This window comes from Rossellomorea marisflavi, from assembly GCF_009806575.1.
Taxonomy (GTDB): domain Bacteria; phylum Bacillota; class Bacilli; order Bacillales; family Bacillaceae_B; genus Rossellomorea; species Rossellomorea marisflavi_A.
Genome location: NZ_CP047095.1, coordinates 1,833,535 through 1,859,827 on the forward strand (window position 1 = coordinate 1,833,535; position 26,293 = coordinate 1,859,827).

General features: G+C 48.7%; 24 protein-coding genes and 2 pseudogenes. All 26 read left to right on the plus strand.

Going from position 1 to position 26,293, the window contains the following annotated elements; translation table 11 throughout:
* The first annotated feature begins 90 nt into the window (after window positions 1-90).
* The 26 genes and pseudogenes from bshC (at window position 91) to D5E69_RS09765 (ending at window position 26,251) form a co-directional block, all read left to right on the plus strand.
* Window positions 91-1,710 carry a bacillithiol biosynthesis cysteine-adding enzyme BshC gene (gene bshC / locus D5E69_RS09640; RefSeq protein ID WP_159129597.1) on the plus strand — a complete coding sequence of 540 codons (1,620 nt, stop codon included), beginning with the start codon at window positions 91-93 and terminating at the stop codon, window positions 1,708-1,710.
* A 209-nt stretch (window positions 1,711-1,919) separates the two neighbouring features.
* Entirely contained in the window at window positions 1,920-2,351 is a 432-nt protein-coding gene (gene mraZ, locus D5E69_RS09645; RefSeq protein ID WP_048004143.1) for a division/cell wall cluster transcriptional repressor MraZ, read from the plus strand.
* A 40-nt stretch (window positions 2,352-2,391) separates the two neighbouring features.
* Window positions 2,392-3,326 (plus strand): annotated as a pseudogene (rsmH, locus tag D5E69_RS09650) (16S rRNA (cytosine(1402)-N(4))-methyltransferase RsmH).
* Between the two features lie 38 nt (window positions 3,327-3,364).
* Window positions 3,365-3,724: a cell division protein FtsL gene (gene ftsL, locus D5E69_RS09655; protein WP_048004141.1), complete on the plus strand. Its 360-nt coding sequence runs from the start codon at window positions 3,365-3,367 to the stop codon at window positions 3,722-3,724.
* Complete coding sequence (locus tag D5E69_RS09660) at window positions 3,721-5,904, plus strand: penicillin-binding protein (protein ID WP_048004140.1); 2,184 nt, start codon at window positions 3,721-3,723, stop codon at window positions 5,902-5,904. The genes ftsL and D5E69_RS09660 overlap by 4 nt, the downstream gene beginning before the upstream one ends.
* Before the next feature lie 132 nt (window positions 5,905-6,036).
* Window positions 6,037-7,953: a stage V sporulation protein D gene (locus D5E69_RS09665; protein ID WP_231578823.1), complete on the plus strand. Its 1,917-nt coding sequence runs from the start codon at window positions 6,037-6,039 to the stop codon at window positions 7,951-7,953.
* Window positions 7,954-8,145: 192 nt separating this feature from the next.
* Entirely contained in the window at window positions 8,146-9,606 is a 1,461-nt protein-coding gene (locus tag D5E69_RS09670) for a UDP-N-acetylmuramoyl-L-alanyl-D-glutamate--2,6-diaminopimelate ligase (RefSeq protein WP_159129598.1), read from the plus strand.
* Between the two features lie 2 nt (window positions 9,607-9,608).
* The gene (locus D5E69_RS09675; protein WP_063191190.1) at window positions 9,609-9,935 is read left to right on the plus strand and encodes a hypothetical protein; all 327 of its coding nucleotides are present in this window, start codon (window positions 9,609-9,611) and stop codon (window positions 9,933-9,935) included.
* A gap of 38 nt (window positions 9,936-9,973) precedes the next feature.
* Window positions 9,974-10,948 carry a phospho-N-acetylmuramoyl-pentapeptide-transferase gene (gene mraY, locus D5E69_RS09680; RefSeq protein ID WP_048004137.1) on the plus strand — a complete coding sequence of 325 codons (975 nt, stop codon included), beginning with the start codon at window positions 9,974-9,976 and terminating at the stop codon, window positions 10,946-10,948.
* Window positions 10,949-12,298 carry a UDP-N-acetylmuramoyl-L-alanine--D-glutamate ligase gene (murD, locus tag D5E69_RS09685; protein WP_048004136.1) on the plus strand — a complete coding sequence of 450 codons (1,350 nt, stop codon included), beginning with the start codon at window positions 10,949-10,951 and terminating at the stop codon, window positions 12,296-12,298.
* 139 nt (window positions 12,299-12,437) lie between these two features.
* Window positions 12,438-13,498: pseudogene (gene spoVE, locus D5E69_RS09690) on the plus strand (stage V sporulation protein E).
* Window positions 13,499-14,507: 1,009 nt separating this feature from the next.
* Window positions 14,508-15,293 carry a cell division protein FtsQ/DivIB gene (locus D5E69_RS09695; RefSeq protein ID WP_048004134.1) on the plus strand — a complete coding sequence of 262 codons (786 nt, stop codon included), beginning with the start codon at window positions 14,508-14,510 and terminating at the stop codon, window positions 15,291-15,293.
* Window positions 15,268-15,978 carry a DUF881 domain-containing protein gene (locus D5E69_RS09700; protein WP_231578825.1) on the plus strand — a complete coding sequence of 237 codons (711 nt, stop codon included), beginning with the start codon at window positions 15,268-15,270 and terminating at the stop codon, window positions 15,976-15,978. Before D5E69_RS09695 ends, D5E69_RS09700 begins: the two co-directional genes overlap by 26 nt.
* 44 nt (window positions 15,979-16,022) lie before the next feature.
* Window positions 16,023-16,751: a DUF881 domain-containing protein gene (locus tag D5E69_RS09705; protein ID WP_048004132.1), complete on the plus strand. Its 729-nt coding sequence runs from the start codon at window positions 16,023-16,025 to the stop codon at window positions 16,749-16,751.
* A 2-nt stretch (window positions 16,752-16,753) separates the two neighbouring features.
* Window positions 16,754-17,116, plus strand: a complete 363-nt coding sequence (locus D5E69_RS09710) for a small basic family protein (RefSeq protein ID WP_048004131.1) — start codon at window positions 16,754-16,756, stop codon at window positions 17,114-17,116.
* 114 nt (window positions 17,117-17,230) lie between these two features.
* On the plus strand, window positions 17,231-18,529 hold the full coding sequence (ftsA, locus tag D5E69_RS09715; protein WP_048004130.1) for a cell division protein FtsA: 1,299 nt from the start codon (window positions 17,231-17,233) through the stop codon (window positions 18,527-18,529).
* A gap of 83 nt (window positions 18,530-18,612) precedes the next feature.
* Complete coding sequence (ftsZ, locus tag D5E69_RS09720; protein WP_048004129.1) at window positions 18,613-19,770, plus strand: cell division protein FtsZ; 1,158 nt, start codon at window positions 18,613-18,615, stop codon at window positions 19,768-19,770.
* A 210-nt stretch (window positions 19,771-19,980) separates the two neighbouring features.
* Window positions 19,981-20,904 (plus strand): sigma-E processing peptidase SpoIIGA, encoded by a 924-nt coding sequence (gene spoIIGA, locus D5E69_RS09725; RefSeq protein WP_063191191.1) that lies wholly within the window; start codon window positions 19,981-19,983, stop codon window positions 20,902-20,904.
* A gap of 44 nt (window positions 20,905-20,948) precedes the next feature.
* Complete coding sequence (sigE, locus tag D5E69_RS09730) at window positions 20,949-21,668, plus strand: RNA polymerase sporulation sigma factor SigE (protein WP_048004127.1); 720 nt, start codon at window positions 20,949-20,951, stop codon at window positions 21,666-21,668.
* Between the two features lie 224 nt (window positions 21,669-21,892).
* The gene (gene sigG, locus D5E69_RS09735) at window positions 21,893-22,669 is read left to right on the plus strand and encodes an RNA polymerase sporulation sigma factor SigG (protein ID WP_048004126.1); all 777 of its coding nucleotides are present in this window, start codon (window positions 21,893-21,895) and stop codon (window positions 22,667-22,669) included.
* Between the two features lie 183 nt (window positions 22,670-22,852).
* A complete protein-coding gene (locus D5E69_RS09740; protein WP_048004526.1) occupies window positions 22,853-23,149 on the plus strand; it encodes a YlmC/YmxH family sporulation protein in 297 nt (98 codons plus the stop codon).
* A 53-nt stretch (window positions 23,150-23,202) separates the two neighbouring features.
* Window positions 23,203-24,018, plus strand: coding sequence for a peptidoglycan editing factor PgeF (pgeF, locus tag D5E69_RS09745; RefSeq protein ID WP_063191192.1), 816 nt, complete (start codon window positions 23,203-23,205; stop codon window positions 24,016-24,018).
* Entirely contained in the window at window positions 24,008-24,682 is a 675-nt protein-coding gene (locus D5E69_RS09750; protein WP_063191193.1) for a YggS family pyridoxal phosphate-dependent enzyme, read from the plus strand. Before pgeF ends, D5E69_RS09750 begins: the two co-directional genes overlap by 11 nt.
* A 16-nt stretch (window positions 24,683-24,698) precedes the next feature.
* Window positions 24,699-25,145 carry a cell division protein SepF gene (locus D5E69_RS09755; RefSeq protein ID WP_048004123.1) on the plus strand — a complete coding sequence of 149 codons (447 nt, stop codon included), beginning with the start codon at window positions 24,699-24,701 and terminating at the stop codon, window positions 25,143-25,145.
* Window positions 25,146-25,153: 8 nt separating this feature from the next.
* Entirely contained in the window at window positions 25,154-25,417 is a 264-nt protein-coding gene (locus tag D5E69_RS09760) for a YggT family protein (protein WP_159129599.1), read from the plus strand.
* 63 nt (window positions 25,418-25,480) lie between these two features.
* Window positions 25,481-26,251: a YlmH family RNA-binding protein gene (locus tag D5E69_RS09765; protein WP_048015533.1), complete on the plus strand. Its 771-nt coding sequence runs from the start codon at window positions 25,481-25,483 to the stop codon at window positions 26,249-26,251.
* The last annotated feature ends 42 nt before the right edge of the window (window positions 26,252-26,293 follow it).

Genomic DNA, 26,293 nt, shown 5'->3' on the forward strand with positions numbered 1-26,293 from the left:
TACATGTCTTAGGCAAGTTTTTTCCTTTTCCTTTTGTGGAATGATATACTCATCGTTAGGAAATTATGAGCTAGAAAAGGAGTCATTCATATGGAATTGGAAAGCTTGGATATTCCAGCAATCAATCAGTTTGCTTCAAAGTATATGAAACAGGAAGAACCGGTCACTTCTTTCTTTCATTATAATATCAATGAACAGGACGTCTTCAGCCGTCGCCTTGAAGACCTGGGGGAGAGGGAATTCCCACGGGAAGGACTCGCAACATGCATCTCCTCCTATATGGAATCGCTTCCGTCGTCTTCAGCCGTGGAAGAATCCCTGCAGAAATTAAAGAACGATGCCGTCGCCGTCGTTGCAGGACAGCAGGCAGGCCTGCTTACCGGTCCCCTATATACCATACATAAAATCGTATCCGTCATCAGACTTGCCCGGGAGCAGGAACAGGAATTGAACCATCCTGTCGTACCGGTATTCTGGATAGCGGGAGAAGACCATGATTATCAGGAAGTGAACCACATCTTCCTCGAGCAGGACGGGAAAGTGAAAAAGACTGGCTATCCGGAACAGGTCGTGGATAAACGCATGACTTCCGATGTCGAATACGATCCCGCCGTGATGAAAAATTGGATCCATGACATCCTTAAAATGCTGGGAGAGACCGAGTTCACGGCAGGACTCACTGCCACGATGGACGGTCTCATCCGTGAAGGGGAAGATATCGTCACGTTTTTTGCCCGCTTCATCATGACCCTTTTCAAGGACTATGGGCTCCTTGTGATCGACTCTTCGTTTGAACCGTTGAGGAAGCTGGAAGCTCCTTACTTCCGGCACCTAATCGAGAACAGCCGGGAAATCACGGACAGAGTGCTTATGCAACAAAAGAACATTAAGGCAGATGGTTTCAACACGCAGCTTGAGATCTCCGGTGATGCAGCCAACCTGTTCTTGAATATGCAAAACGAGCGTGCCCTACTCGTGAGGGACGGCTCGGGTTTCAAAGATAAGAACAGCGACTCCTACTTCACGAAGGAAGAACTGCTGGCAATATTACATGATCAACCCGGTAGACTGAGTAATAATGTCGTCACGCGACCGCTCATGCAGGAGTGGCTATTCCCCACTTTGAGCTTTATTGGAGGGCCGGGGGAAATCGCTTATTGGGGTGAACTGAAAAAGGCATTTGAATTCATGGGGATGAATATGCCCCCTGTCATGCCGAGGCTGAACATCACCATCCTTGAGCGTACGGTCGCCAAAAGGATCGAAGAACTCTCCCTTTCCTTGCAGGAAGTGGTAAGGAACGGAGTTGGCCATGTGCGGGATGAATTCCTTGAGACCCTGAAGCCGAATGAACTCGAAGGAGAGCTACAGGAAATCGAAAGGTATCTTATCGCGAAGTATGAAGGGATCAAAAAGGAAGCGGTCGCTGTGGACAACAACCTTGATCCGATCGTGGATAAGAACCTTGAATTCCATCTCAAGCAATTCGAATTCTTGCGAAAACGCACGGAAAAATCAATCAGGAGCAAGAATGAACGGCAGCTTTCCCGGTTCGATCTCATCGAGAACAGCATCAGGCCGAACGGCGGTCCCCAGGAACGGACACTGAATGTCCTCTATTATATGAACAGGTTTGGTCCGGATTTCATTACCCGGCTCACCGATCTTCCTTTCACGTTCGACGGGACGCATAAAGTCGTACACCTGTAACGTATTTAGCGACACGTACCACCATAAAAGGATCGATTTCGCTTGAAACAGCGATTTCGATCCTTTTTTTATGGTGTCTCTTGTCATGAAAACAGGGAAAAAAGAGACAGGTTGAGAGAGGAAATAATATGCAAGAAAAGAATATAGAAAAGAGTGGAGAAAAGTGGGGGGATGTGGTACATTTGTGATAGAAAGTGGGGGCAGTGCATATGTTCATGGGCGAATATCAACATAACATTGATACAAAAGGCCGTTTAATCGTACCTGCCAAGTTCAGGGAGCACCTTGGTGATGCGTTCGTCATCACACGCGGTCTCGATGAATGCCTATTTGGTTATCCCATGGATGAATGGCGCGCACTAGAAGAAAAGCTCAAAGCCCTGCCGCTCACAAAAAAAGACGCCCGTGCCTTCACCCGTTTCTTCTTTTCAGGAGCAACGGAAAGCGAACTGGACAAAACGGGGCGCGTGAACATTCCCACCACGCTTGTGAATTATGCAAAACTTGATAAAGAATGCGTTATATTAGGTGTTTCCAATCGAATCGAGATTTGGAGCAAAGCTATATGGGAAGACTATTTCACACAGTCTGAAGATTCCTTTGCAGAACTTGCAGAGAATATGATCGGATTCGATATCTGATCCCCCACCACTAACAGTCGATTGGAAAGGTGAAACCAACATGTTTAAACACACGACCGTATTATTAGAAGAAACTGTAGATGGATTGAATATCCGGCCTGACGGCATCTATGTCGATTGCACCCTCGGGGAGCGGGACACAGCGAATATCTGGCAGGACAACTCTCCAGTCAAGGACACCTGTACTGCTTCGACCAGGATGAAACAGCCATCGCACATGCCAAAGAAAAATTAGAAGCGTTTTCGGATCGCGTCACATTCGTTCAATCCAACTTCAGGAACCTGAAAGCGGAACTTGCGGATCTGGGTGTACATACTGTAGACGGGGTGCTATATGATCTCGGTGTGTCTTCCCCGCAGCTGGACACACCTGAACGGGGATTCAGCTACCACCATGATGCGCCGCTCGATATGAGAATGGACCTTCAAGGGGAATTGAGTGCCTTTGATGTAGTGAATCACTGGTCCTTTGAGGATCTTGTACGCATTTTCTACCGGTACGGAGAAGAGAAATTCTCCAAACAGATCGCCCGAAAAATTGAGGCGGCCAGAGAGAAGAAGGCGATTGAAACCACAGGGGAATTGGTCGAACTGATCAAAGAAGGGATTCCCGCACCGGCAAGGCGCAAGGGCGGTCACCCTGCCAAGCGTGTCTTCCAAGCAATCAGGATAGCCGTGAATGATGAGCTCGGTGCATTCGAAGATTCCCTCGAACAGGCCATCGACATCCTTTCTCCCGGAGGAAGGGTCAGCGTCATCACCTTCCATTCACTTGAAGATCGCATGTGTAAAACGATGTTCAAGGAAAAGGCTGCAGGACCCCAGCTTCCCCCAGGTCTACCCGTCATTCCAGAAGGGTACGAGCCAGAGTTGAAGCTGATCACACGAAAGCCGATCCTTCCTAGTGAAGACGAACTCGAAATGAATAACAGGGCACGCTCTGCTAAGCTCCGTATAGCAGAAAAAAATAAATAAAAATAGATAAAAAAGATTGAATAATGGGAGGGATCACCTTGAGTAACTTAGCTAGAAATTATCAAACACAACCGATCGAGACCAGTGCACAACCAAAACCGAAACGACTGCGTGAGGGAAGGACATCCGTCATCACTCCCGGAGAAAAAATCCTTCTTGCAGCGTTCGCCATCATGTTCTGTTTCTTCGCCGTGAAGATCGTATCGAATGAAGCGTCCATCTATCAGGTGAATCGGGAACTTCAAGTCGCTGAGGGCGTCATCGATAAGCAGGAAAAAGCGAACACGGATCTCAAGATCCAAGTAAGTGAACTGAGTGCATACGACCGTATCCTTGATAAAGCAAAAGAGTTGGGTCTCAACCTGAAAGATAAAAATGTCAAGGTAGTGGAAGAATGATGAAAAAAAGATCCAGCATGAACATCGGAGCAGCCATCCTATTCGGGATATTCGGACTGCTCTTTTTTATCATTATGGTCCGATTCGTCACGATTCAGGTCACGGGTGAAGTCGACGGGAAGGCCCTGACGGCAGAGGCTGCAAAGAAATACATAAAGGGTCACATCCTCGAGGCCAAGAGGGGCTCGATTTACGACAATAATGGGGACGTGATCGCAGAAGACACTTCCGCCTATACGCTTGTGGCCATATTAAGCCCGAAAGTCACAACAGACCCGAAGAAACCAAAGCACGTCACGGATCCTGATAAGACGGCAGAAGCACTGGCGAAGTATATTGACATGGATAAGAGTGAAATCTATAAAAAACTCGATCAAAAGGGTGAAAAAGCCCCTTATCAGGTCGAGTTTGGTTCTGCGGGAAGAGACATCTCCCATCAGCAGATGCTAGAAATCAAAGAGGAAGATCTACCGGGCATCACCTTCCGGAAAGAATCAAAACGATTTTATCCGAATGGAACGTTTTCGTCCCATCTGATCGGATTCGCACAAAAGAAAGATGAAGAAAGTTCTGAAACCACGGGAATGATGGGAGTGGAGAAGAGCTTCAATGATATCCTCAGCGGAAAAAACGGATCGGTGCAATATAAGAGCGATGTCTGGGGATACCTCCTTCCGAATTCAGAAGAGCATGTCACTCCTCCGAAAGACGGGGACGACATCTACCTGACCCTGGATAAAAAGGTGCAGACGTTCCTCGAGGAAGCCATGAGTCAAGTCGAGAAAGAATACAAGCCTAAAAAGATGTTTGCCATCGTTTCTGATCCTAAAACAGGCAAAATCCTGGCCATGACACAGCGGCCCACCTTCCATCCTGATGATAGGGAGGGCTTGTTGAATAACTGGACCAATACGATCGTGGAAGAAACGTTCGAACCTGGATCCACGTTTAAGTCATACTCCCTGGCGGCAGCGGTCAATGAAGGAAAATTCAATCCCAATGAACTCTATGAATCTGGTAAGTACTATGTGGACAAAGTTCCTCAGCCGATCAAAGACTATAACTACGGGAACGGATGGGGGACCATCACCTATCTAGAGGGAGTCCAGCACTCTTCCAATGTGGCGTTTGCGAACCTCCTTGATAAGCTGGGATTCGAAACATTCGGAAACTATCTGAATGATTTCGGCTTTGGAAAACCTACCGGGGTGGGGCTGCCGAATGAGGCAGAAGGATCGATTCTCTATCATTATCCCATCGAGAAGTATACGACCATCTTCGGACAGGGGACAACCGTCACACCCCTCCAAATGATTCAGGCGGAGTCTGCCATCGCCAATGACGGGAAGATGATGAAACCGTATGTCATCTCCAAAGTGGTGGACCCGAATACGAATAAAGTGGTCAAAGAAACGAAACCGGAAGTTGCGGGTAACCCGATCACAAAGGAATCTGCCCAGAAAACGAGGGAGTACCTGGAAACGACCGTTACATCTCCTGAAGGAACCGGAGCCAGATTCGCCCTGGATGATTACCGGGTATCGGGGAAATCAGGGACTGCACAGATCCCGGATCCGGCGACGGGAAGATACAAATCCGGTGCAACGAATAACTATCTTTTCTCCTTCATGGGCATGGCACCGGCAGATGATCCGGAGCTGATCGTCTATGTGGGTATCCAGGAACCCCAGCTGAAGGAAGGGGAAATCGGTTCCGATCCAGTGGCGGCAGTCTTCAAACCGGTCATGCAGAACAGTTTGAAGTACTTGAATATCAAGCCTCAGGAGAAGGTGACGCTGAAGAAATCATCGCTGCCGGATGTAAAGGACCTGTCAGTGAAAGAAGCAAAGGCCGAGCTTGAAAAAGCAGGTGTCGAACCGATCATTCTTGGAAAAGGAAGCACGGTGACGAAACAGTCGCCGCCTTCTGGTGACAAGATCCTTGAAGGGGAGCGGGTCATCATCAGGACCGACGGAGAAACGACCCTTCCAGACATGACGGGTTGGTCCATCCGGGACGTATTCAAAGTCGCCGGCCTGACCGACCTGAAGCTGAAGGTTGAAGGAAATGGCTATGTGGTCAAACAAAGCATCAAAGCCGGGACAAAGGTAAAAGAAGGCCAAGCCCTGGAAGTAACATTCAAGACCCCTCAGGAACAGATGAAAAAGAAAAAAGAATAGGGATGGAACAGAGGGATCTGCCGAGGCCGGCAGGTCCCTCTTTCATTTAAGGCGCGTTCGGGAAATTCCGGAACATACGGCCGGTGGTCCAAGCATATAATGGAACGAGCCATAGAAGGGGAGGTTCCATTAGTGAAGAGAGTATCGAATGTAACAGTAAGGAAACGTCTGGCCATCGCACTTATTGCAGGGATCCTGATCTTCTCCATCATTGATGTGAGACTCGGGTACGTCCAGTTTTTCAAAGGGGACTGGCTCACGGGCCTTGCAAAGGATTCATGGAGCAGGAATATTCCATTCCAGCCTGAGCGTGGTAAGATCCTTGATCGAAACGGCGTGGAGTTGGCGGCCAATCAAAGCGCCCCCACCATTTTTGTCGTGCCAAGACAAATCACCGAACCGAAAGAAACAGCTGAGAAGCTTGCGTCCACCCTTAATATTTCCGTTGAGGCCGCATATAAATATGTAACACAGAAGGCAAATATGGTCTTGATCAAAGAAGCAAGGAAACTATCCTATGATAAAGCGAAGGAAGTACGCGATATGAACTTGAAAGGGGTTTACCTCGGGGAGGATTCAAAAAGATATTACCCGTATGGAAGCTACCTTTCGCATGTATTGGGGTTTGCAGGCATCGATAATCAGGGCCTGATGGGGCTTGAATTATCCTATGACGAGGAGCTCAGCGGGGAAAAGGGGTACGTGAAGTTCTTCTCTGATGCCAAGGGGAAACGGATGCCGGATATGGCGGATGACTTCGAAAAGCCTGATAACGGCCTGGATCTGAAGCTCACCATTGACACCAAAGTACAGACCATCGTTGAGAGGGAGCTGGATATCGCTCAGGAAACGTATAATCCGGATGGGATCATTGCCATTGCCATGAACCCTAAAAGCGGTGAAATCCTCGCCATGTCAAGCCGTCCCACTTTCGATCCATCCAACTTCAAAAACGTGCCCCAGGAAGTCTATAACCGGAACCTGCCGATCTGGAGTACGTATGAGCCCGGTTCAACATTTAAAATCATCACCCTTGCTGCTGCTTTGGAGGAGAAAAAGGTCGATCTTCATAAAGATACGTTCCATGATCCGGGCCATGTGGAGGTAGCCGGGTCGACCCTTCACTGCTGGAAGAGGGGTGGGCATGGGACCCAGACATTCCTGGAAGTAGTCCAGAACTCGTGTAACCCCGGCTTTGTTGAACTTGGAGAGCGGTTGGGGAAAGAGAAGTTGTTTGAGTACATCGACGACTTCGGGTTTGGACAGAAGACAGGAATCGACCTTCAGGGAGAAGGAAAAGGGTTGCTCTTCAATCTGGATCGCGTAGGTCCTGTGGAGCAGGCGACAACGGCTTTCGGTCAGGGTGTTGCCGTAACGCCAATCCAGCAGGTGGCCGCTGTAGCTGCTGCAGTGAATGGCGGGACCCTCTATCAACCTTTCATTGCTAAAGAACTCGTCGACCCTAAGACGGGTGAGGTGGTGATGAGGAAGACCCCTGAGGCGAAGAGGAAAGTCATATCGGAAGATACATCGAAACAGATAAGGGAAGCACTTGAAAGTGTCGTTGCCCTCGGTACTGGCGGGAAGGCATTCGTAGAAGGATATCGTGTCGGTGGCAAGACGGGGACTGCACAGAAAGCCAAAGACGGAAAGTATCTGGAAAATAATCATATCGTCTCATTCATGGGCGTTGCACCAATGGATGATCCGGAAATCGTCGTGTATGTGGCAGTCGACAATCCGAAAGGCACCGTTCAATTCGGTGGTGTCGTGGCTGCTCCGATTGCAGGAAGCATCATCGGCGACAGCCTGGAGGCGATGGGCGTGCCGAAGAGGAAGGATCAGATCGAGAAAAAGATGACATGGCTGGATGTCCCGCTCATCAAGACGCCGGAGCTCGTCGGTTTATCGAAAAGCGAACTGCAGGAGCAGCTCGTGAATTTGAAGCTCGAAGTCAGCGGTGAGGGTGACCATGTCGTGAGTCAGTCGCCGGACCCTGGTGTCAAGATCAAAGAGGGATCGACGGTAAGGGTTCAGATGTCTGAATAGGGAGCGGCCGGACTTTTTGTGGGATTCCTGTGAAAAGTCCGGCGTTTTCGCGTCAAGTCGCCGCAGTTGGATAAATTGAAATCGTTAGAAATCGAGATGAATCACGAACTAAGTGAAAAGGTTGATAGCTTTCAGTCGTTTTTTTTTGTAAAATATATAAAGGTTGCTTTCTGCCTGTTAGGAGTTGAAAAGATGAGATTGCACACAATGCTTGAAGTACTACCATTTTTCACAGTACAGGGTGAAGGGGATCCACCTATTTCGAATATTGTGAACCACCATAAGGATGTAAGGAAAGGCGATTTATTCATCTGTATCAATGGCCTTGAAGTCGACAGCCACTCTCTCGTCAGGGAAGCGGAGCGGAACGGGGCGGCCGCGGTGCTGGCGGAGAAAGAAGTGAAGACAGGATTACCGGTCGTGATTGTTCCAGACACAAGGAAAGCCATGGCCATCCTCTCAGATTATTTCTTCAAACAACCTTCCCATCGTTTATTACTTGTCGGGGTAACGGGAACAAACGGCAAAACGACCACCACCCATCTGATCGAACAAATCTATGCGGGTTCCGGTCTTACCACTGGCTTAATCGGCACACTGCATATAAAAGTGGGGGATGTCCTTCAAAAAAGCCGGAATACGACACCGGATAGCCTTACGTTGCAAAGGACCTTCAAGGAGTTCGTCGACAAAGGCGTTCAATCAGCCATCATGGAGGTTTCCTCCCATGCATTGGATCAGGGAAGGGTGCACGGCTGTGACTTTGACATCGCGGTCTTCACCAATCTCACTCAGGATCATTTGGACTATCACCGATCCATGGATGAGTATCGGAACGCAAAGGGCCTGCTTTTTTCCCAGTTGGGAAATACGTATTTTAAAAAATCACCGAAGTATGCGATTATTAACATGGACGACGAAGCGGCGGATTACTATATTAAATCCACCGCGGCCCACGTTTTCACCTATGGATTGACAGAAAAAGCTGATTTTTATGCGAAAGACATCTCCTTGACGGCATCGGCCACAACGTTCACCATGGTGACGCCTTTCGGGACGGAGAAGCTCTCCATCGGTCTCCCGGGGCTATTCAATGTCTACAATGCACTCGCAGCGGTGGCCTCCTCTTCTGCTGCCGGAATCCCGGTGGCAGAAAGTGCAAGGGTCCTGAGGGCAGCGACGGGTGTGAGGGGGAGATTCGAAACGATTTCTGCCGGACAGGAATTCAGTGTGATCGTGGATTATGCCCATACCCCAGATGGATTGAAAAATGTCCTCGAGACGATCCGTTCCATCACAAAAGGGAAAATCATCGTGATTGTCGGATGCGGTGGGGACCGGGATAGGATCAAAAGGCCGATCATGGCCGAAATCGCGTGTGAATACGGGGATTTAGCCATATTTACGTCTGATAACCCCCGCGGAGAAGACCCCATGCAGATCTTGAAGGACATGGAAGCCGGGGTGTTCGGTAAAGGATATGTCTTGATCGAAGATCGCAAGGAAGCCATCCGCCATGGCATTACCATGGCTTCGGGCGATGATGTGGTATTGATCGCCGGAAAGGGCCACGAAACCTATCAGATCATCGGGTCCCAGGTGTATGAATTCGATGACCGCGAAGTCGCGAAGCTCATCATCAAGGGGGAATAGGCATGCTTTCTTATGAAAATGTCCTGCTTCTCTTCCCGGAGTCAAGGGGGATCCGCTTCCCCGGCCTGACCTTCGGGATGATTGCGACTGATCCAGAGAAGAAGATGAGCAAGGGGCTGTATGTGCCACTTCATGGAGGCGAAGACCTCCTCGGGCCCATCGAATCGGGCGCCATTGCATCCTTGTGGCTGAAGGATCAGGTCATTCCTGCCCATGTTCCCAATCATTTCCCTTTATTCATTGTAGAGGATATGAAGCAAGCCTATGAGAGACTGATCGCCTGTTGGGAGGGCAGATCAGACACACAGATTAAACCGCCCCGGGACTAACACCCCGAGGGGCAAGAGAGAAAGGACGAACAATCAGAATGACGGAACAAGTAATCTTATATACTATCATCGCAGCATTTATCATAACAGCCGTGCTTGCGCCGATTTTCATCCCCTTCCTTAGAAGGCTAAAATTCGGTCAGAGCATCCGTGACGAAGGTCCCCAGTCCCATCAGAAAAAGACCGGGACACCGACTATGGGTGGGATCGTCTTTTTGCTTTCCATCGTCGCCACTACCTTCCTCATGACAGGCAGGTTTTCCGATATCGGACCAGAAACCTATCTGATGATCCTTGTCACAGTAGGATTCGGTCTGCTTGGATTCCTGGATGATTTCATCAAGGTGGTCATGAAACGGAACCTCGGCCTGACGTCGAAACAGAAACTGGCAGGTCAGATTGTCATCTCCATCATCTTTTATCTGATCTTCAAGCAGAATGATTTCTCCACAGCCGTATCAATCCCGATGACGGACATTTCCATCGAACTTGGTTGGTTCTACTGCCTGTTCATCATCTTCTGGCTTGTCGGATTCTCCAATGCAGTCAACCTGACAGACGGTCTTGATGGCCTTGTTTCAGGAACATCCGCTATTGCGTTCGGAGCCATGGCTGTCCTTGCATGGAATCAATCACAATTCGATGTCGCCATTTTCAGCGTCGCGGTTGTAGGAGCGGTACTTGGATTCCTCGTATTCAACGCCCATCCCGCAAAAGTGTTCATGGGGGATACGGGATCGCTTGCGCTCGGAGGAGCGATTGCAACAGTCGCAATCCTGACGAAGACGGAAATCATCCTGATTTTGATCGGGGGAGTATTTGTCATCGAGACCCTTTCTGTCATCCTTCAGGTTGCTTCCTTCAAGACAACGGGTAAGAGAATCTTTAAAATGAGTCCGCTCCATCATCACTATGAACTATCAGGGTGGTCCGAGTGGCGTGTTGTAGTGACCTTCTGGACAGTGGGCCTATTGTTTGCCGTCCTGGGAATTTATATCGAGGTGTGGTTATAAGTGAAATCAACAGTCAAATTCAAACATAAAAAAGTACTAGTGCTGGGTCTTGCCAAGAGCGGTGTGACGGCAGCATCCCTCCTACATAAGCTGGATGCCTTTGTCACGGTGAATGACCAAAAGCCCCTGTCTGAAAACCCTGCCGCCCAGGGTCTCCTCCAGGAGGGGATAAAGGTGATCACAGGCAGCCACCCCATCGAACTCATGGATGAGGGCTTCCAATATGTGATTAAAAATCCGGGGATCCCTTATACCAATCCCCTGATTCAAAAAGCAATTGAAAAAGGCATCCCGGTGTTGACGGAGGTGGAACTTGCTTACCTGATCTCGGAAGCCGAAATGATCGGGATCACGGGTACGAATGGAAAGACCACGACTACGACCCTCCTGTTCGAAATGCTGGCGGACGGCGATCAAAACCCGCTGATTGCAGGAAACATCGGGACTGTTGCCTCTGAAGTGGCGCAGGAAGCGGGGCCCCATAACAAAATGGTGGTAGAGCTTTCATCGTTCCAATTGATGGGCATCGAGGAGTTCAAACCGCATATCGCCATTATCACGAATCTTTATGAAGCCCACTTGGACTACCATGGCAGTCTTCACGACTATTGGCAGGCAAAAGTGAACATCACGAAGAATCAAACGGAGGATGACTTCCTCATCATCAATGATGATCAAACCCATCTGATCGCTGCCGTTGCCCATACAAAAGCACAGGTGGTGCCTTTCTCCACTACGAAAGAAGTCCTTGATGGAGCCTATATCAAGGAAGACGCGATTTATTTCCGAGATGAGTTCATCGTCAGCCTGGACGATATCGTCCTGCCGGGAGCACATAACCTGGAAAACATCCTGAGCGCAGTGGCCGCGTGCAAACTGTATGATGTGCCGAATGAAAGCATCAGGAAGGTCCTTTCCACTTTCGCAGGGGTCAAGCACCGTACGCAATTCGTGAAGGAAGTGGAAGGGCGGAAATTCTATAACGACTCGAAGGCGACGAACAGCCTTGCAACGAAAAGTGCACTGAACGCCTTCGCTGGTCCCACGATCCTCCTCGCCGGTGGATTGGACCGCGGAAATGATTTTGACGACCTTATTCCGTATCTGAAGAATGTATCAACCCTCATCGTGTTCGGTGAAACGGCCCAAAAGCTCGCAGAAACAGGAAGAAAGGCAGGGATAGAATCCATCATCACTGTCGATAATGTTGAAAAAGCTGTTCCTGTGGCATATGAACATTCGCAGCCAGGGGATGTGATCCTCCTGTCGCCTGCATGCGCGAGCTGGGATCAGTATCGCACTTTTGAGGAACGAGGAGACATGTTTATCCAGGCTGTGCATATGCTTTAATAAGAGCTTGTCTTATAGAGCAACCGCACACTAGCACGGAAGGCAGAATCCTTAAAGGGTGCTCGAACGGCTCAAATAAGTCAATTCGAGGTGCATAACTTTGCCTTTAAAAAAATCGACACCCGATTTTATACTGATCATGGTCACCATGACCCTGCTCGCCATCGGTCTGATCATGGTTTACAGTGCAAGTGCTGTCTGGGCGGACTACAAGTTCGATGATACCTTTTTCTTTGCCAAACGGCAGCTGCTATTCGCCGGGGTGGGACTGCTGGTCATGTTCTTCATCATGAATGTGGAGTACTGGACGTGGAAGAGCTGGTCAAAAGTGATGATCATCGTCTGTTTCATCCTCCTGGTATTGGTTCTGATCCCCGGCATAGGGGTGTTGAGGAATGGATCCAGGAGCTGGATCGGTGTCGGAGCCTTTTCGGTACAGCCTTCAGAATTCATGAAAATTGCCATGATCGCCTTTTTATCGAAATACTTAAGTGAGAACCAAAAATACATCACTTCTTTCAGGAAGGGCGTATTGCCGGCTCTCCTCATGGTCTTCACGGCATTCGGCATGATCATGCTGCAGCCGGATCTTGGCACCGGGACCGTCATGGTGGGCACATCTGTCGTGATGATTTTCATCTCGGGTGCACGGATCAAGCACTTCATGTTTCTCGGACTTATCGGCCTGCTCGGTTTTGTCGGTCTGGTGATTTCCGCCCCTTACCGGATCAAACGGATCACATCCTTCCTAGACCCGTGGCAGGATCCGCTCAACTCGGGGTTTCAGATCATCCAGTCCTTGTATGCCATCGGGCCCGGCGGATTATTCGGTCTCGGACTGGGTCAGAGCAGGCAGAAGTTCTTTTATCTCCCTGAACCTCAAAATGATTTCATTTTCGCCATTTTGGCCGAGGAACTCGGATTTATTGGGGAACGCTCGTGCTTTTGCTCTTTTCCCTGATCCTTTGGCGGGGGATCCGCATCGCACTCGGTGCACCGGACCTGTTCGGCAGCTTCCTTGCCCTTGGGATCGTATCGATGATTGCCATTCAGGTGATGATCAATGTGGGGGTTGTGACGGGTCTGATGCCCGTGACGGGGATCACCCTGCCGTTTTTGAGCTATGGAGGGTCTTCTCTGACGCTCATGCTGATGGCGGTCGGTGTGCTTTTGAATATCAGCCGGTACGCTAAAACGTAGATGTTTGAGCCGTCTCTCTTAGGAGGGGCGGTTTTTTCGTTTGGGCAGATTGGAGAGAGAGGAGGGATATGCGGATTTTTGATACTTTGACTAGGGGAAGAGTATATCTGATAGAGGTATGTATTCATATTTGGGCCGTTCCGTTCCGCTGCGGTCGACCGCTTTCCTGCGGGGTGGACGGTGAGCCGCTTCAGCTGCGCTTGCAGGGTCTCACCTGTCCACCATTCCCGTGTGAGTCGGCCGCCGTCCGCTGCACTGCACTGTCGGATTCGGGATAGGAGAGTGCCATAGGGAATAGAATCAAGAATCATCCATAGCTTCTTGGGCTATCCCTATTCCGTTCCAATGGGTCGGGGGAGTACGAAATTCCGATATTAGGTAATAATACCTACGTCATTCTGTGATGACAGTTGGTCACTCTTTGCTTTGAGGATGAAGGGAGGAAGACCTTTTCCTCTTTGCAGGGGTGGATGAATGGTTGGTCATTTCATTTTGAATGGCACGGAATACGGATGGATTCCCCAAATATCTTCCACGTCTATCCATAAACCGGAAGCAGGAAGGAGTAAATAGACAAAAAAGAGCGAAAAGCCCTATGAAAACGGTGTTTTCAGTAAAAAAACCATAGGCTAAATCCTTAGATGGTGTTACAATAAATTACATATGAATAGTGGATGTCACTCCTTTTCTTTACTGGAACTAGGAGGATTTATTACTATTGCAGACCAAATCTTTTACAATTCAATGACAGGCATTCATAAAGGAATATTTCTCGTTTAGAATGGATGAAAAGAGTGTATATATAGGGATGGACGTTTTTGCTGGCAGACCCGTGTTCATTATAACGGTACACTATGTTCCCGGCATCTTTCTCTTACATAGAAAACAATGGTTCCATCCTACATACCTCTTTCTCCATTCTCCTACATGAATGCCGGCGTAATGGTCAGATCATTCATGGGGATTGAACCCATGACAGAAACTAGTGATGCTTAGGAGATCGTTTGACATGAAAAAAGAAAACGTTGTTTCGATTGAAGACAGGATCCCTAAACTGAAACAGCATCGGAAAAAGAAAGCGAACCGGCGTCTTTTCTTCCTTTTAACTTTGTTCCTGATCTTGATTTTGTCTGTGGTCTATTTCCAATCACCCCTCAGTCATGTCAAAAAGGTCGAGGTGACCGGGAATGAACTCATTCCGGATGAAAAGGTGCTTGCAGCAGGTGGGATCTCAACAGGTACAAGCGTATGGGGAGTGAATAAGAATTCCGTCTCAGACAAGCTGAAGAAACTGCCTGAAGTAAAGAAGGCCGAAGTCAGCCTGACGTTTCCCAATACGTACGTGATTTCCATCAAGGAACACGATAAGAAAGCGTATCTTTCCCGTGATTCACGCTACTATGTGATCCTGGAAAACGGGAGGATCCTTGATAAAGGGACCGATGCCATGCCCGTCGATGCGCCTCTCCTTCGGGGATTCAAGGAAGATAAAGTTCTTGAGAAGATGATGAAGGAGCTGGGTAAACTCCCTCCTGAGGTTCAACAGATGATCTCAGAGATCAATCTGACCCCGAAGGAAACGGATCAGTATCATGTCACCCTCTATATGAATGACGGCTTTGAAGTAAGTGCGACCATACGCACCTTCTCTGAGAAGATGATTCATTATCCGTCCATCGCGAGTCAGCTTGACCCATCGAAGAAGGGGGTCATCGATCTGGAGGTCGGATCGTTTTTCAAAGCTTATGAAACGGAGGATGAAGGCACTGATGAAGAGGGTCAAAATCAAGAGTAAGCAAGTGATCCTGTCCCTTGTCTGCCTGGTCCTCGGTTTCATACTCGCCTTTTCCTACAGTCTAGCCAGTTCAAAGCAGGATGAGCGCTCGAATCGAACCGATGGACAGTTGAAGCAGGAAGAAGCTCTTAGGGATCAAATTCTTGATTATCAGCAAAAAAATAATGAGCTGCAGGAAAATCTTTATGAGAAACAGGAAAAAGTTGTAACCATGGAAAAATCCTTTTCAAAGGAAAAGCAGATCTATTTTAATCTCGCCGAAGACGCAGAACGTTACAGGATGTACCTAGGTAAAACCAAAGTCAAGGGTCCGGGTCTCAAGGTCACCCTGTCGGATGCGGATTATAACCCCGAAGAGGAGAATATCAACAATTATATCGTTCACGAACACCATGTCTTCAAAGTGATCAATGAATTATATATAGCCGGGGCCTCTGCGGTGGCCATCAACGGACAGCGTCTGAAGCATAACTCTTACGTGCTTTGCAACGGGCCGGTGATACAGGTGGACGGGGTGGACTACCCCGCACCGTTTGAAATTACGGCGATCGGGGACGCTGACGTTCTGAATTCCGCCTTGAATATCAATGGTGGAGTGAAGGATCAACTGCTCAATGAGAATATCGTCGTCTCCATGGAAAAAGAGAAGGAGATCACATTAGGACCGTTGCTCGGGGATTCATGAACCGAGCGGCGTTCGACCAGGTATTGAAGGAAAGGTGACAAGCAATGGGCGGTAGATTAAAGGTTAGCTTCACCGTCGTCACGGTAATCATCGGCTTTATGCTGGCCATTCAATTCCAGACGGTCCAGGAACCCGTCATAAGGGATACGCGGGACGTATGGGAGCTGAGAGAGGCCCTGTTGAAAGAAAAAGAGCTCAATTCAAATCTGAATACAGAGATGCGCTCGGTGGAAGGGAAGCTTGAACAATACAAGGCACAACAAGAATCCAGCCCCGAAGAAGCGTTGAAGCAGACCCTCGAGGAGCTCAAGGCCGAAGCGGGGCTGACCGAAAAAAAAGGACCGGGGCTCACTCTCACGATTGAACCTGTGGAGGAGGAACTCCTTCTTGGTGAGCCGGTTAAGAATGTATCACCTCAGCTTCTCGAGAGGCTAATCAACGAACTAAGCAAATATGATGCAACAGATATTTCCATAGATGGACATCGACTTGTCAACACATCCGTCATCCGTGACATCAATGGAGAGACCAAGGTCGACGGCTACTCGATCCGTTCCCTGCCCTTTGAGGTGAAGGTGCTGACAGCTGACTATGCAACGGCCGAAAAGCTGTATAACCGGATGCAGGTTTCACAGTCGCTGGAAGATTTCTTCATCGATAATCTCAGGGTCAATATCTCGAAGCCGCTGGAAGATCAGAAGATACCGGCTTACGAAGATACGATCAGGGTCCGCCTCATGGAACCAGTCAAAGAAACAGGAGGGAACGGTTAACAATGTGGCTACCCCTATTAGGGTTGCTGGTGGGAGTCTTTTTGGGCCTCGCCACGGACATCCGCATACCGGATGAGTATTCAAACTATCTTTCCATAGCCGTCCTGGCTGCCCTGGATACATTATTCGGAGGAATACGTGCGCACCTGCAAAATATCTATGACGATAAAGTCTTTGTTTCTGGCTTCTTTTTCAATATCCTCCTAGCGGCAAGTTTAGCTTTTCTGGGGGTACATCTTGGTGTAGACTTGTACTTGGCGGCGGTCTTTGCCTTTGGAGTAAGGTTGTTCCAGAACATTGCCGTCATTCGACGACTACTGATCAGCAATTGGACAAATAAACGAGAAAAAAGAGAAAAAAATTAGAATATTAAAAGGGAATCGTTTTTATTACAGCGAATATCATAATAAGATATACTTAGAATCACCTATTCTAAGCTTGTTGTTCGAAACAAACATTCTTTAAGGAGGTGCCACAGAGTGAACAGCAATGAAATTTACGTTAGCCTAGACATCGGTACATCCACAGTGAAAGTGATCATCGGTGAAATGACAAATGATTCTCTGAACATTATCGGTGTAGGGAATGTGAACTCAGAAGGAATCCGTAAAGGTTCCATCGTAGATATAGACGAAACTGTTCATACAATCAAAAAGGCGGTTGAGCAAGCAGAAAGGATGGTCGGTCTTTCCATAAGCCAGGTCATCGTCGGGATCACGGGTAATCACGTATCCCTTCAGTCCTGCCATGGTGTCGTGGCCGTCTCCAGCGATAACAGGGAGATCGGGGACGAAGACGTGCTTCGGGTCATGGATGCGGCACAGGTCGTATCGATCCCGCCTGAAAGGGAGATCATCAACGTCATCCCGAGACAGTTCATCGTGGACGGACTGGATGAGATAACAGATCCGAGGGGGATGATCGGTGTCCGGCTTGAAATGGAAGGGACCATCATCACCGGGTCAAAGACCATCTTACATAATACGCTCCGATGTGTTGAAAAAGCAGGATTGGAAATAGTGGATATCGTCCTACAGCCGTTGGCTGCAGGCTCGGTTGCACTATCCAAGGATGAGAAGAACCTTGGTGCGGCATTGATCGACATCGGTGGGGGTTCAACCACCATCGCCGTATTCGAACAAGGTCACTTGAAAGCCACTACGGTTCTCCCGGTAGGCGGGGAACATATCACCAAAGATCTATCCATCGGCCTTAGAACGTCGACGGAAGATGCGGAGAAGATCAAAGTGAAGTATGGTCATGCCTACTACGACCATGCATCTGAGGACGAAGTCTTCTCGGTGCCGATCATCGGCAGCGACCAACATCAGCAGTTCAATCAGTTGGAAATTTCTGATATCATAGAGGCAAGGCTTGAAGAGGTTCTCGATCTGATCAGCCATGAAATGCGTCGCATGGGCATCAGGGACCTTCCAGGAGGATATGTTCTGACTGGAGGTGTATCTAATCTCCCTGGTGTGTTAGAATTAGCACAAATCGTTTTCCAAAATCGTGTGCGCGTAGCGATTCCCGATTATATCGGGGTAAGGGAGCCGCAGTATACTACTGCAGTGGGATTGATCAAATACGCTCAAAAGAATGCTAGATTGCAAGGAAGAGTCGTAAGCGCAGAACCGGTGGCAGTAGAAGCCGGTGAAAAAAGACAGCAAAAGCCCAGCCCTAAAAAGCCCAAGCCTGCAAAGGTAAGGGAAGAAGTGAACGAAGAAGATAAGCCGATGTCTAAGATGAAAAAATTCTTCGGATATTTCTTTGAATAACAGTCTTAAAAAACCTGAAAACAATCAAGATAGCCTGGAACTAAATAGGAATCCATGGATTCGATGAGTTAGGAGGATTTGTCATGTTGGAGTTTGATACAAATTTAGATTCATTAGCGACAATTAAAGTAATCGGTGTCGGTGGCGGAGGTAACAATGCCGTCAACCGCATGATCGAACATGGTGTACAAGGTGTGGAATTCATCGCCGTCAATACGGATGCCCAGGCTCTGAACCTATCAAAAGCAGAAATCAAAATGCAGATCGGTGGAAAATTGACAAGGGGTCTCGGTGCAGGTGCCAATCCTGAAGTCGGTAAAAAAGCAGCCGAAGAAAGCAAGGAACAAATCGAAGAAGCGCTCCGCGGAGCCGACATGGTCTTTGTTACCGCCGGGATGGGTGGAGGAACAGGCACAGGGGCAGCTCCTGTCATCGCCCAGATTGCTCGTGAGATCGGTGCCTTGACGGTAGGTGTCGTCACCCGCCCGTTCACCTTCGAAGGAAGGAAGCGTTCCAACCAGGCAAGCGGTGGAATCGCTGCGATGAAAGAAGGGGTCGATACCCTGATCGTCATCCCGAATGACCGCCTGCTGGAAATCGTCGATAAGAGCACGCCGATGCTAGAAGCCTTCCGTGAAGCAGATAACGTATTGCGTCAAGGTGTACAAGGTATCTCGGATCTGATCGCAACACCAGGGCTTATCAACCTTGACTTTGCCGATGTGAAGACCATCATGTCCAACAAGGGTTCAGCCCTTATGGGGATCGGTGCCGCATCAGGTGAAAATCGCGCAACGGAAGCAGCCAAAAAGGCTGTATCGAGCCCGCTGCTGGAAACGTCCATCGATGGTGCCCAAGGGGTCCTGATGAACATCACAGGTGGTACTTCCTTGAGCCTATACGAGGTGCAGGAAGCTGCCGACATCGTGGCATCAGCATCCGATCAGGAGGTCAATATGATCTTCGGTTCCGTCATCAATGAAGAATTGAAAGATGACATCATTGTGACCGTCATCGCGACCGGGTTCAATGAAGAGGTAATCCAGCCGAAGCAGACACGCCCTACGTTTGGAGGCGTGAAGCCGAATGCGAATCAGGCTCCTAAGCGTGAGCAACAGCCGAAACGCGAGGAACCACAGCAGCAAGAGCCTGTTCGATCGAATACGAACCATAATAATCAGGCTGCAGAAGAGACGTTGGATATCCCTACGTTCCTTCGCAACCGCAACCGTCGCCGCTAAACGGCTAAGAAACCTGACAGGATGTCCTGTCAGGTTTTTTTATTTTTCCCCGTATCGTACCTCTTATTACGCCTCCATTTATACTGACAAGATTCGAACTAATCCCTGAAAAGTTTTCCGTTTCCTGGTACAAAAAGTGACAACCTTCCGGATGGGATGTACGATATACTTCTCGTAAGTCGTAGGAACCGTCGATGAGGAGGGCAGAGATTGACCTTATACCTTGATGTCATATGGTTATTGAATTTGCTGGTGGATTGTGCGCTGCTGTGGTTGACCGGAATCATCCTGAAGAGGAGATATGCTCTTTGGAGGATCGGTTCAGGAGGGCTCATCGGTTCGATTATCATTCTTATGGCTTTCACCCCGCTCAGTCACCTGTCGGGAAGTCCGTTGGTGAAACTATCATTCTCCGTTGTGATGGTATGGGTTGCCTTCGGGTTCAAACGGATGAAATTCTTCCTAGCTAACCTGCTCATGTTCTACTTCGTGACATTTTTAACAGGAGGCATCCTCATCGGGGTACACTATTTTATCTCATTCGACCCGGGTGCCGAAGCTTCTACTCTCATTGCATCTGTACGGGGGTTCGGTGATCCGATCAGCTGGGTATTCGTTATGCTTGTATTACCCCTTGCCTGGTATTTTTCCAAGAGCAGGGTGGATCATCTGGAGTATGCCAAGATTCAGTATGATCAACTGGTAGACGTTTCAATCCAATTCGGGGAATATAACATCAGGATCAAGGGGCTGATCGATAGTGGAAACGGGCTGCAGGATCCGATCGGGAAGAAACCGGTCATGATCCTCTCCCTTTCCCGTCTCAAGGATGAAGTCCCGGACGAATTTATTAGAATGGCCGGTGACGTGAACGAATTGTTGAGTGAAGATTCAATCGATTCTGTCTGGTCCGACAGAATGAGATTGATACCGGCTCAGTCCATCGGAAAGACCGGACAGCTTTTAGCTGCACTGAAACCGGACCGCATCATGCTGAAAGATTCCGGAGCAGAATGGGAAGTGTCGAATGGTCTCATCGCCTTCCGGGAAGAACCATTGTCTCCCGACCATCAATTTGAAGCGATCATCCATCCGCAAATGGCAGCAAGAAAGCCCGTCGATCATGCCTCATAAAAACCGGCTTTCCATTATTACAGCATTTATAAGGGGGACCCATTGTGATGAAACTCAAACTGAAACTACAGTATTATTGGTACAAACTCTTATTGAAACTGGGACTCAAGACGGATGAAATCCACTACATAGGTGGAAGTGAAGCCCTCCCTCCACCCCTTTCGAAAGACGAAGAGGAAGTGCTCCTTCAAAAACTGCCCAGCGGGGATAAAGCGGCAAGATCCCTCCTTATAGAGAGGAATCTTCGCCTTGTTGTGTATATCGCGCGGAAGTTCGAAAATACAGGAATCAATATAGAAGATCTGATCAGCATCGGAACCATCGGTTTGATCAAAGCCGTCAATACGTTCAATCCCGAGAAGAAAATCAAGCTGGCGACCTATGCATCCCGCTGCATTGAAAATGAAATCCTGATGTATCTTCGAAGAAACAATAAAATCCGCTCCGAGGTTTCATTCGACGAGCCCCTCAACATTGATTGGGATGGGAACGAACTGCTTCTTTCCGACGTGTTAGGCACCGAAGAGGACATCATTACAAAAGACCTCGAAGCGACAGTGGACAAAAAGCTTCTTTTCAGCGCACTTCATCAGCTCAATGACCGGGAGAAACAGATCATGGAACTCCGGTTCGGTTTGATGGGGGAGGAAGAGAAAACGCAAAAAGACGTCGCGGATATGCTCGGCATCTCTCAATCCTATATCTCAAGGCTTGAAAAGCGGATTATCAAACGATTAAAAAAAGAATTCAATAAAATGGTGTGACCGTTAAAACGATTCCTTTCTCACAGAAAGGAGTCGTTCTTTTTTATGTCCTCATTGATGGCATGGTCGGAAAATACAGCTCCCAAATTTTTTTCAGCTGTCGAAGCCATGCGTGGCAACCATTTGGGAAGATCCCTCCTTGATTGCTGTTCCCAACATGCATATTTTTCCTGCCCGGGGAGATACTGAACTTTGTACAACAGCTCCTACAAGGAGGGGAAAGAATGACACGTAATAAAGTCGAAATTTGTGGTGTGGATACTTCCAAATTACCCGTGCTGAAGAACGATGAAATGAGAGTGCTTTTCAAGCAAATGCAATCAGGCGATATTTCTGCAAGGGAAAAACTCGTCAATGGGAATTTACGCCTCGTCTTAAGTGTAATTCAACGATTCAACAATCGTGGGGAGTTTGTTGACGATCTTTTCCAGGTCGGCTGCATTGGTCTCATGAAGTCAATCGATAACTTCGATCTTGGACAGAATGTACGTTTTTCCACTTACGCCGTCCCCATGATCATCGGGGAGATCCGCCGGTATCTCCGAGATAACAATCCGATCAGGGTCTCCCGATCCCTAAGAGATATTGCCTATAAGGCACTGCAGGTAAGGGAGAGGTTGATGGGGGAAACATCAAAGGAACCGACAGCAGAAGAAATTGCCAAGGTGCTTGATGTTCCCCACGAAGAAATCGTGTTTGCCCTCGATGCCATACAGGACCCGGTTTCATTATTCGAGCCCATCTATAATGATGGCGGGGACCCGATTTTTGTGATGGATCAGTTGAGCGACGAAAAGAACAGGGATTACCATTGGGTGGAGGAAATCGCTCTTCAAGAGGGGATGAAACGCCTGAATGATCGTGAGAAGTTGATCATCAGTAAACGCTTCTTTCAGGGAAAGACGCAGATGGAAGTGGCAGATGAGATCGGGATTTCGCAGGCTCAGGTCTCCCGTCTTGAGAAGGCAGCCATCAAACAGATGAACAAAAATATCCAATAAGTGTCCGTTAGAGAGTGGAAGAAATGGGGATATTCCCACCTTTCCGCATGCATACATACGCTTCCGTTCCTTACGAGAAGAGGGGGAGCGTCAAGAAAGACAGACCGGATCCGGTCTGTCTTTCTTTTTTTTGCATATAGTTAGAAGAGACAATGTGTGCTTTCTGAAAGGGGGAAGGAACAGGTGGTACGGATCTCGGAATTTCAAGTGAAGGATGTCGTCAGTGTTTCAGATGGGAGGAAACTCGGGAATATCACCGATATCGAAATCAATCTCGACAGCGGGAGGATCGAGGCGATCGTCATTGGCGGAGGTGGGAAGCTGCTTGGGTTCTTCGGAAAGGACGAAGAAGTCGTCGTTCCATGGAACAATATCGTCAAAATCGGGGAAGACGTCATCCTTGTACGATATAAGGAGCAGCAGGATCACTATTACAAACAGGCTCAGCTCGAGGGGCCGGAATCTTCTATTGATAAATGACTCACTGACGGGCATATGATACACTAAAGAAAAGAAAAAAGGAGATTCATTCTGTGGAACCTTTCAAAAAGCAACATGAATCCTATTATACGATCCCCGGGTGGAGCGGCGTCACCGCCGGCATCACGACGAAGCACGGGGGAGTAAGCAGCGGTCCCCATCACTCCTTCAACATGGGTCTGCATGTAGGGGATGACCGCGATTCCGTCGTGGAGAACCGCCAACGGCTCTCTGAGCTGATCGGTTTCCCCCTCGAACGCTGGGTTGCGGCCGAGCAGACACATGGTGATCGCATCGAGCTCATTGATGGTTCGAAAGCAGGAAGAGGATCAAAGAGCTATGATGATGCGGTGCCCGATACCGATGGATTTCTTGCCTCATCCGATGGTCTGCTCCTGACGATGTGCTACGCGGACTGTGTGCCCTTGTATTTTTACGACAAGGTAAAGGAGATGATCGGCATTGCCCATGCAGGCTGGAAGGGGACCGTTGCCAAGATCGGTCCATCCATGATCGATCGCATGGTCGCAGCCGGCTCCTCGAAGGGGGATATCGACGTCGTGATCGGTCCTTCGATCTGCGGAGACTGCTATGTGGTAGATGATTTTGTCATTGGGAAAATTGAAAAAGTACTAGAAGATGGACCCCACATCCCCTATAATCTAAAGGAAGAGGGTCAATATCATCTGGATCTGAAACAGTTGAACCGGCTCTTAATGATCCAAAGCGGTGTGTCCGCGGAACAGATCAAGACTTCCGGTCATTGTTCCTCCTGTCATGAAGACTTCTATTCTTACCGGCAAGACGGCGGGAAGACAGGCAGGATGATGAGTTTCATAGGCTGGAAGGAGACTGAACATGAACGTTGAACAACGACTTCAAAGAATAGACAGCAGCATAGAGCAGGCGTGTGGAAATGCCGGCAGGTCCCCTGGGGACGTGAAGGTCGTGGCTGTGACGAAATATGTGACGATCGAACGGGCGCAGGAAGCAGTCACTGCAGGGATCACACATCTCGGGGAAAACAGGGACACCGGTCTCACCGAAAAATATGAGGCCATCGGAAACCGTGTCGATTGGCATTTCATCGGCTCGCTCCAGACCAGGAAAGTCAAACAGATCATCGATAAGGTTTCATACATACATTCACTGGATCGTCATTCCTTGGCCGTTGAAATCGATAAACGGGCGGACAAGCCTGTAAACTGCTTCGTACAGGTCAATGTGTCCGGTGAAGAATCGAAACACGGCATATCCCCGGAAGAAGTACGCGATTTCATCATATCATTGCAAGAACTCGAGAATATCAACGTCGTCGGCCTGATGACGATGGCACCCCATACGCAGGATGAAGCATTCCTCCGCAGCTGTTTCCGAAATCTCAGAATGCTGCAGCAAGAGATCAAGGCCCTTGGTCTGCCCCATGCCCCCTGTACGGAACTGTCCATGGGAATGAGTAATGATTTTCAGATCGCCATCGAAGAAGGAGCCACATTTGTCCGTATTGGAACGGCATTAGTTGGAAATGACTGAGAGGAGATGAATAAAAATGGGTATCAAATCAAAATTTAAAACGTTTTTCCTGCTTGATGAAGATGAGTACGAATACGATGAGGAAGAGAAATACGAAGAACATGAGGAGAAGAAGCCCATGAAATCCCAGTCACCGGCACAGACGAAACAAAACGTTGTCAGCCTGCAGAGCGTCCAGAAGTCATCCAAGGTGATCCTCGTCGAGCCGCGCGTGTACGCGGAGGCCCAGGAAATCGCCGATCATCTCAAAAATCGCCGCTCTGTCCTGGTGAACCTGCAGCGCATCCAGCATGACCAGGCAAAACGGATCGTCGATTTCCTGAGCGGAACCGTGTATGCCATCGGAGGCGATATCCAGCGGGTGGGGAATGATATCTTCCTGTGCACCCCTGATAACGTCGAAGTGAGCGGGAACATTTCTGAATTCCTCAGTGAAGAAGACTTTACAGAATCGAGGTGGTAAGCTGAATCATGAACCTCCTATATCAAGTGTTAAACTCCCTATTAACTTTATATATGTGGGCGCTCATCATCTATATCCTGATGTCGTGGTTCCCGAATGCCCGGGAAACGTCCATCGGTCAGATGCTCGCGCGGATCTGTGAGCCTTATCTGGAACAGTTCCGGAAGTTCATCCCTCCTCTTGGGATGATCGATATTTCACCAATCGTTGCCTTTATCGTACTGCGACTGGCAGGCAATGGTCTGGAGCAACTTTTCTTATGGATCAGATAGTAAGCTCAAAAGGACTGATACCCTTCCCGGTTCAGTCCTTTTGCATGGAAGGAGGGAAATCCCGTGTCGACACTTTATCAGCACTTCAGACCGGAAGAACGGGGCTTCATCGACCAGGTGGTTGAATGGAAGGAGCAGGTGGAGATCCAGTATGCCCAGAAACGGACCGATTTTCTCGATCCCCGAGAGCAGCATATCCTCCTCAGCATCATCGGCACCGAGGGGAGCGTCAGGGTCGCATTTTTCCCTGAGAAAGGGGAGCGCAAGCGTGCGCTGATCTACCCTGACTATTATGAGCCTTCAGAAGAAGATTATGGTATATGCCTGTATGAGATTCATTACCCTACGAAGTTTGTTACAATAGAGCATAGGCAGATCCTCGGTACGCTCATGTCCCTAGGCCTTAAAAGGGAGAAATTCGGGGATATCCTGACTGAAGGGGAGCGCTATCAGCTCGTGGCGGCCGACGAAATTTCAGGGTATCTTGAAATGGAGCTGCAGCAGATCGGGAAAGCGAAGGTCTCACTTGAAAAGCGTCAGGCGGCAGACCTGTTCACCTCGGATGAGAAATGGAGTGAAAATACCGCGACGGTAAGCTCCCTGAGACTCGATGTGATCCTATCCGCCATTCAAGGGGTTTCCCGGCAAAAGGCACAGTCCCTCATCAAAGCGTCCCTTGTGAAGGTGAATTGGAAGGCCACCGAGAGCACGTCCTTCGAAGTGGAAGAGGGGGATGTCATCTCGACGCGGGGGTACGGCAGGAGCAAACTGTTGACCATCGATGGCAAGACGAAGCGTGATAAATGGCGGATCACGTTCGGTGTTTTGAAATAATTTTGCGAAATTAAAGGAAATTCGGTACAAGCTGTCGAAAAT

Coding starts and splice junctions, on each gene's coding strand:
- D5E69_RS09705 (WP_048004132.1), top strand. CDS start 16,023: ATGGGCGGTAGATTAAAGGTTAGCTTCACCGTCGTCACGGTAATCATC.
- bshC (WP_159129597.1), top strand. CDS start 91: ATGGAATTGGAAAGCTTGGATATTCCAGCAATCAATCAGTTTGCTTCA.
- D5E69_RS09700 (WP_231578825.1), top strand. CDS start 15,268: ATGAAGAGGGTCAAAATCAAGAGTAAGCAAGTGATCCTGTCCCTTGTC.
- D5E69_RS09750 (WP_063191193.1), top strand. CDS start 24,008: ATGAACGTTGAACAACGACTTCAAAGAATAGACAGCAGCATAGAGCAG.
- D5E69_RS09760 (WP_159129599.1), top strand. CDS start 25,154: ATGAACCTCCTATATCAAGTGTTAAACTCCCTATTAACTTTATATATG.
- sigG (WP_048004126.1), top strand. CDS start 21,893: ATGACACGTAATAAAGTCGAAATTTGTGGTGTGGATACTTCCAAATTA.
- D5E69_RS09670 (WP_159129598.1), top strand. CDS start 8,146: ATGAGATTGCACACAATGCTTGAAGTACTACCATTTTTCACAGTACAG.
- D5E69_RS09755 (WP_048004123.1), top strand. CDS start 24,699: ATGGGTATCAAATCAAAATTTAAAACGTTTTTCCTGCTTGATGAAGAT.
- D5E69_RS09660 (WP_048004140.1), top strand. CDS start 3,721: ATGATGAAAAAAAGATCCAGCATGAACATCGGAGCAGCCATCCTATTC.
- D5E69_RS09710 (WP_048004131.1), top strand. CDS start 16,754: ATGTGGCTACCCCTATTAGGGTTGCTGGTGGGAGTCTTTTTGGGCCTC.
- D5E69_RS09675 (WP_063191190.1), top strand. CDS start 9,609: ATGCTTTCTTATGAAAATGTCCTGCTTCTCTTCCCGGAGTCAAGGGGG.
- mraZ (WP_048004143.1), top strand. CDS start 1,920: ATGTTCATGGGCGAATATCAACATAACATTGATACAAAAGGCCGTTTA.
- D5E69_RS09695 (WP_048004134.1), top strand. CDS start 14,508: ATGAAAAAAGAAAACGTTGTTTCGATTGAAGACAGGATCCCTAAACTG.
- ftsZ (WP_048004129.1), top strand. CDS start 18,613: ATGTTGGAGTTTGATACAAATTTAGATTCATTAGCGACAATTAAAGTA.
- mraY (WP_048004137.1), top strand. CDS start 9,974: ATGACGGAACAAGTAATCTTATATACTATCATCGCAGCATTTATCATA.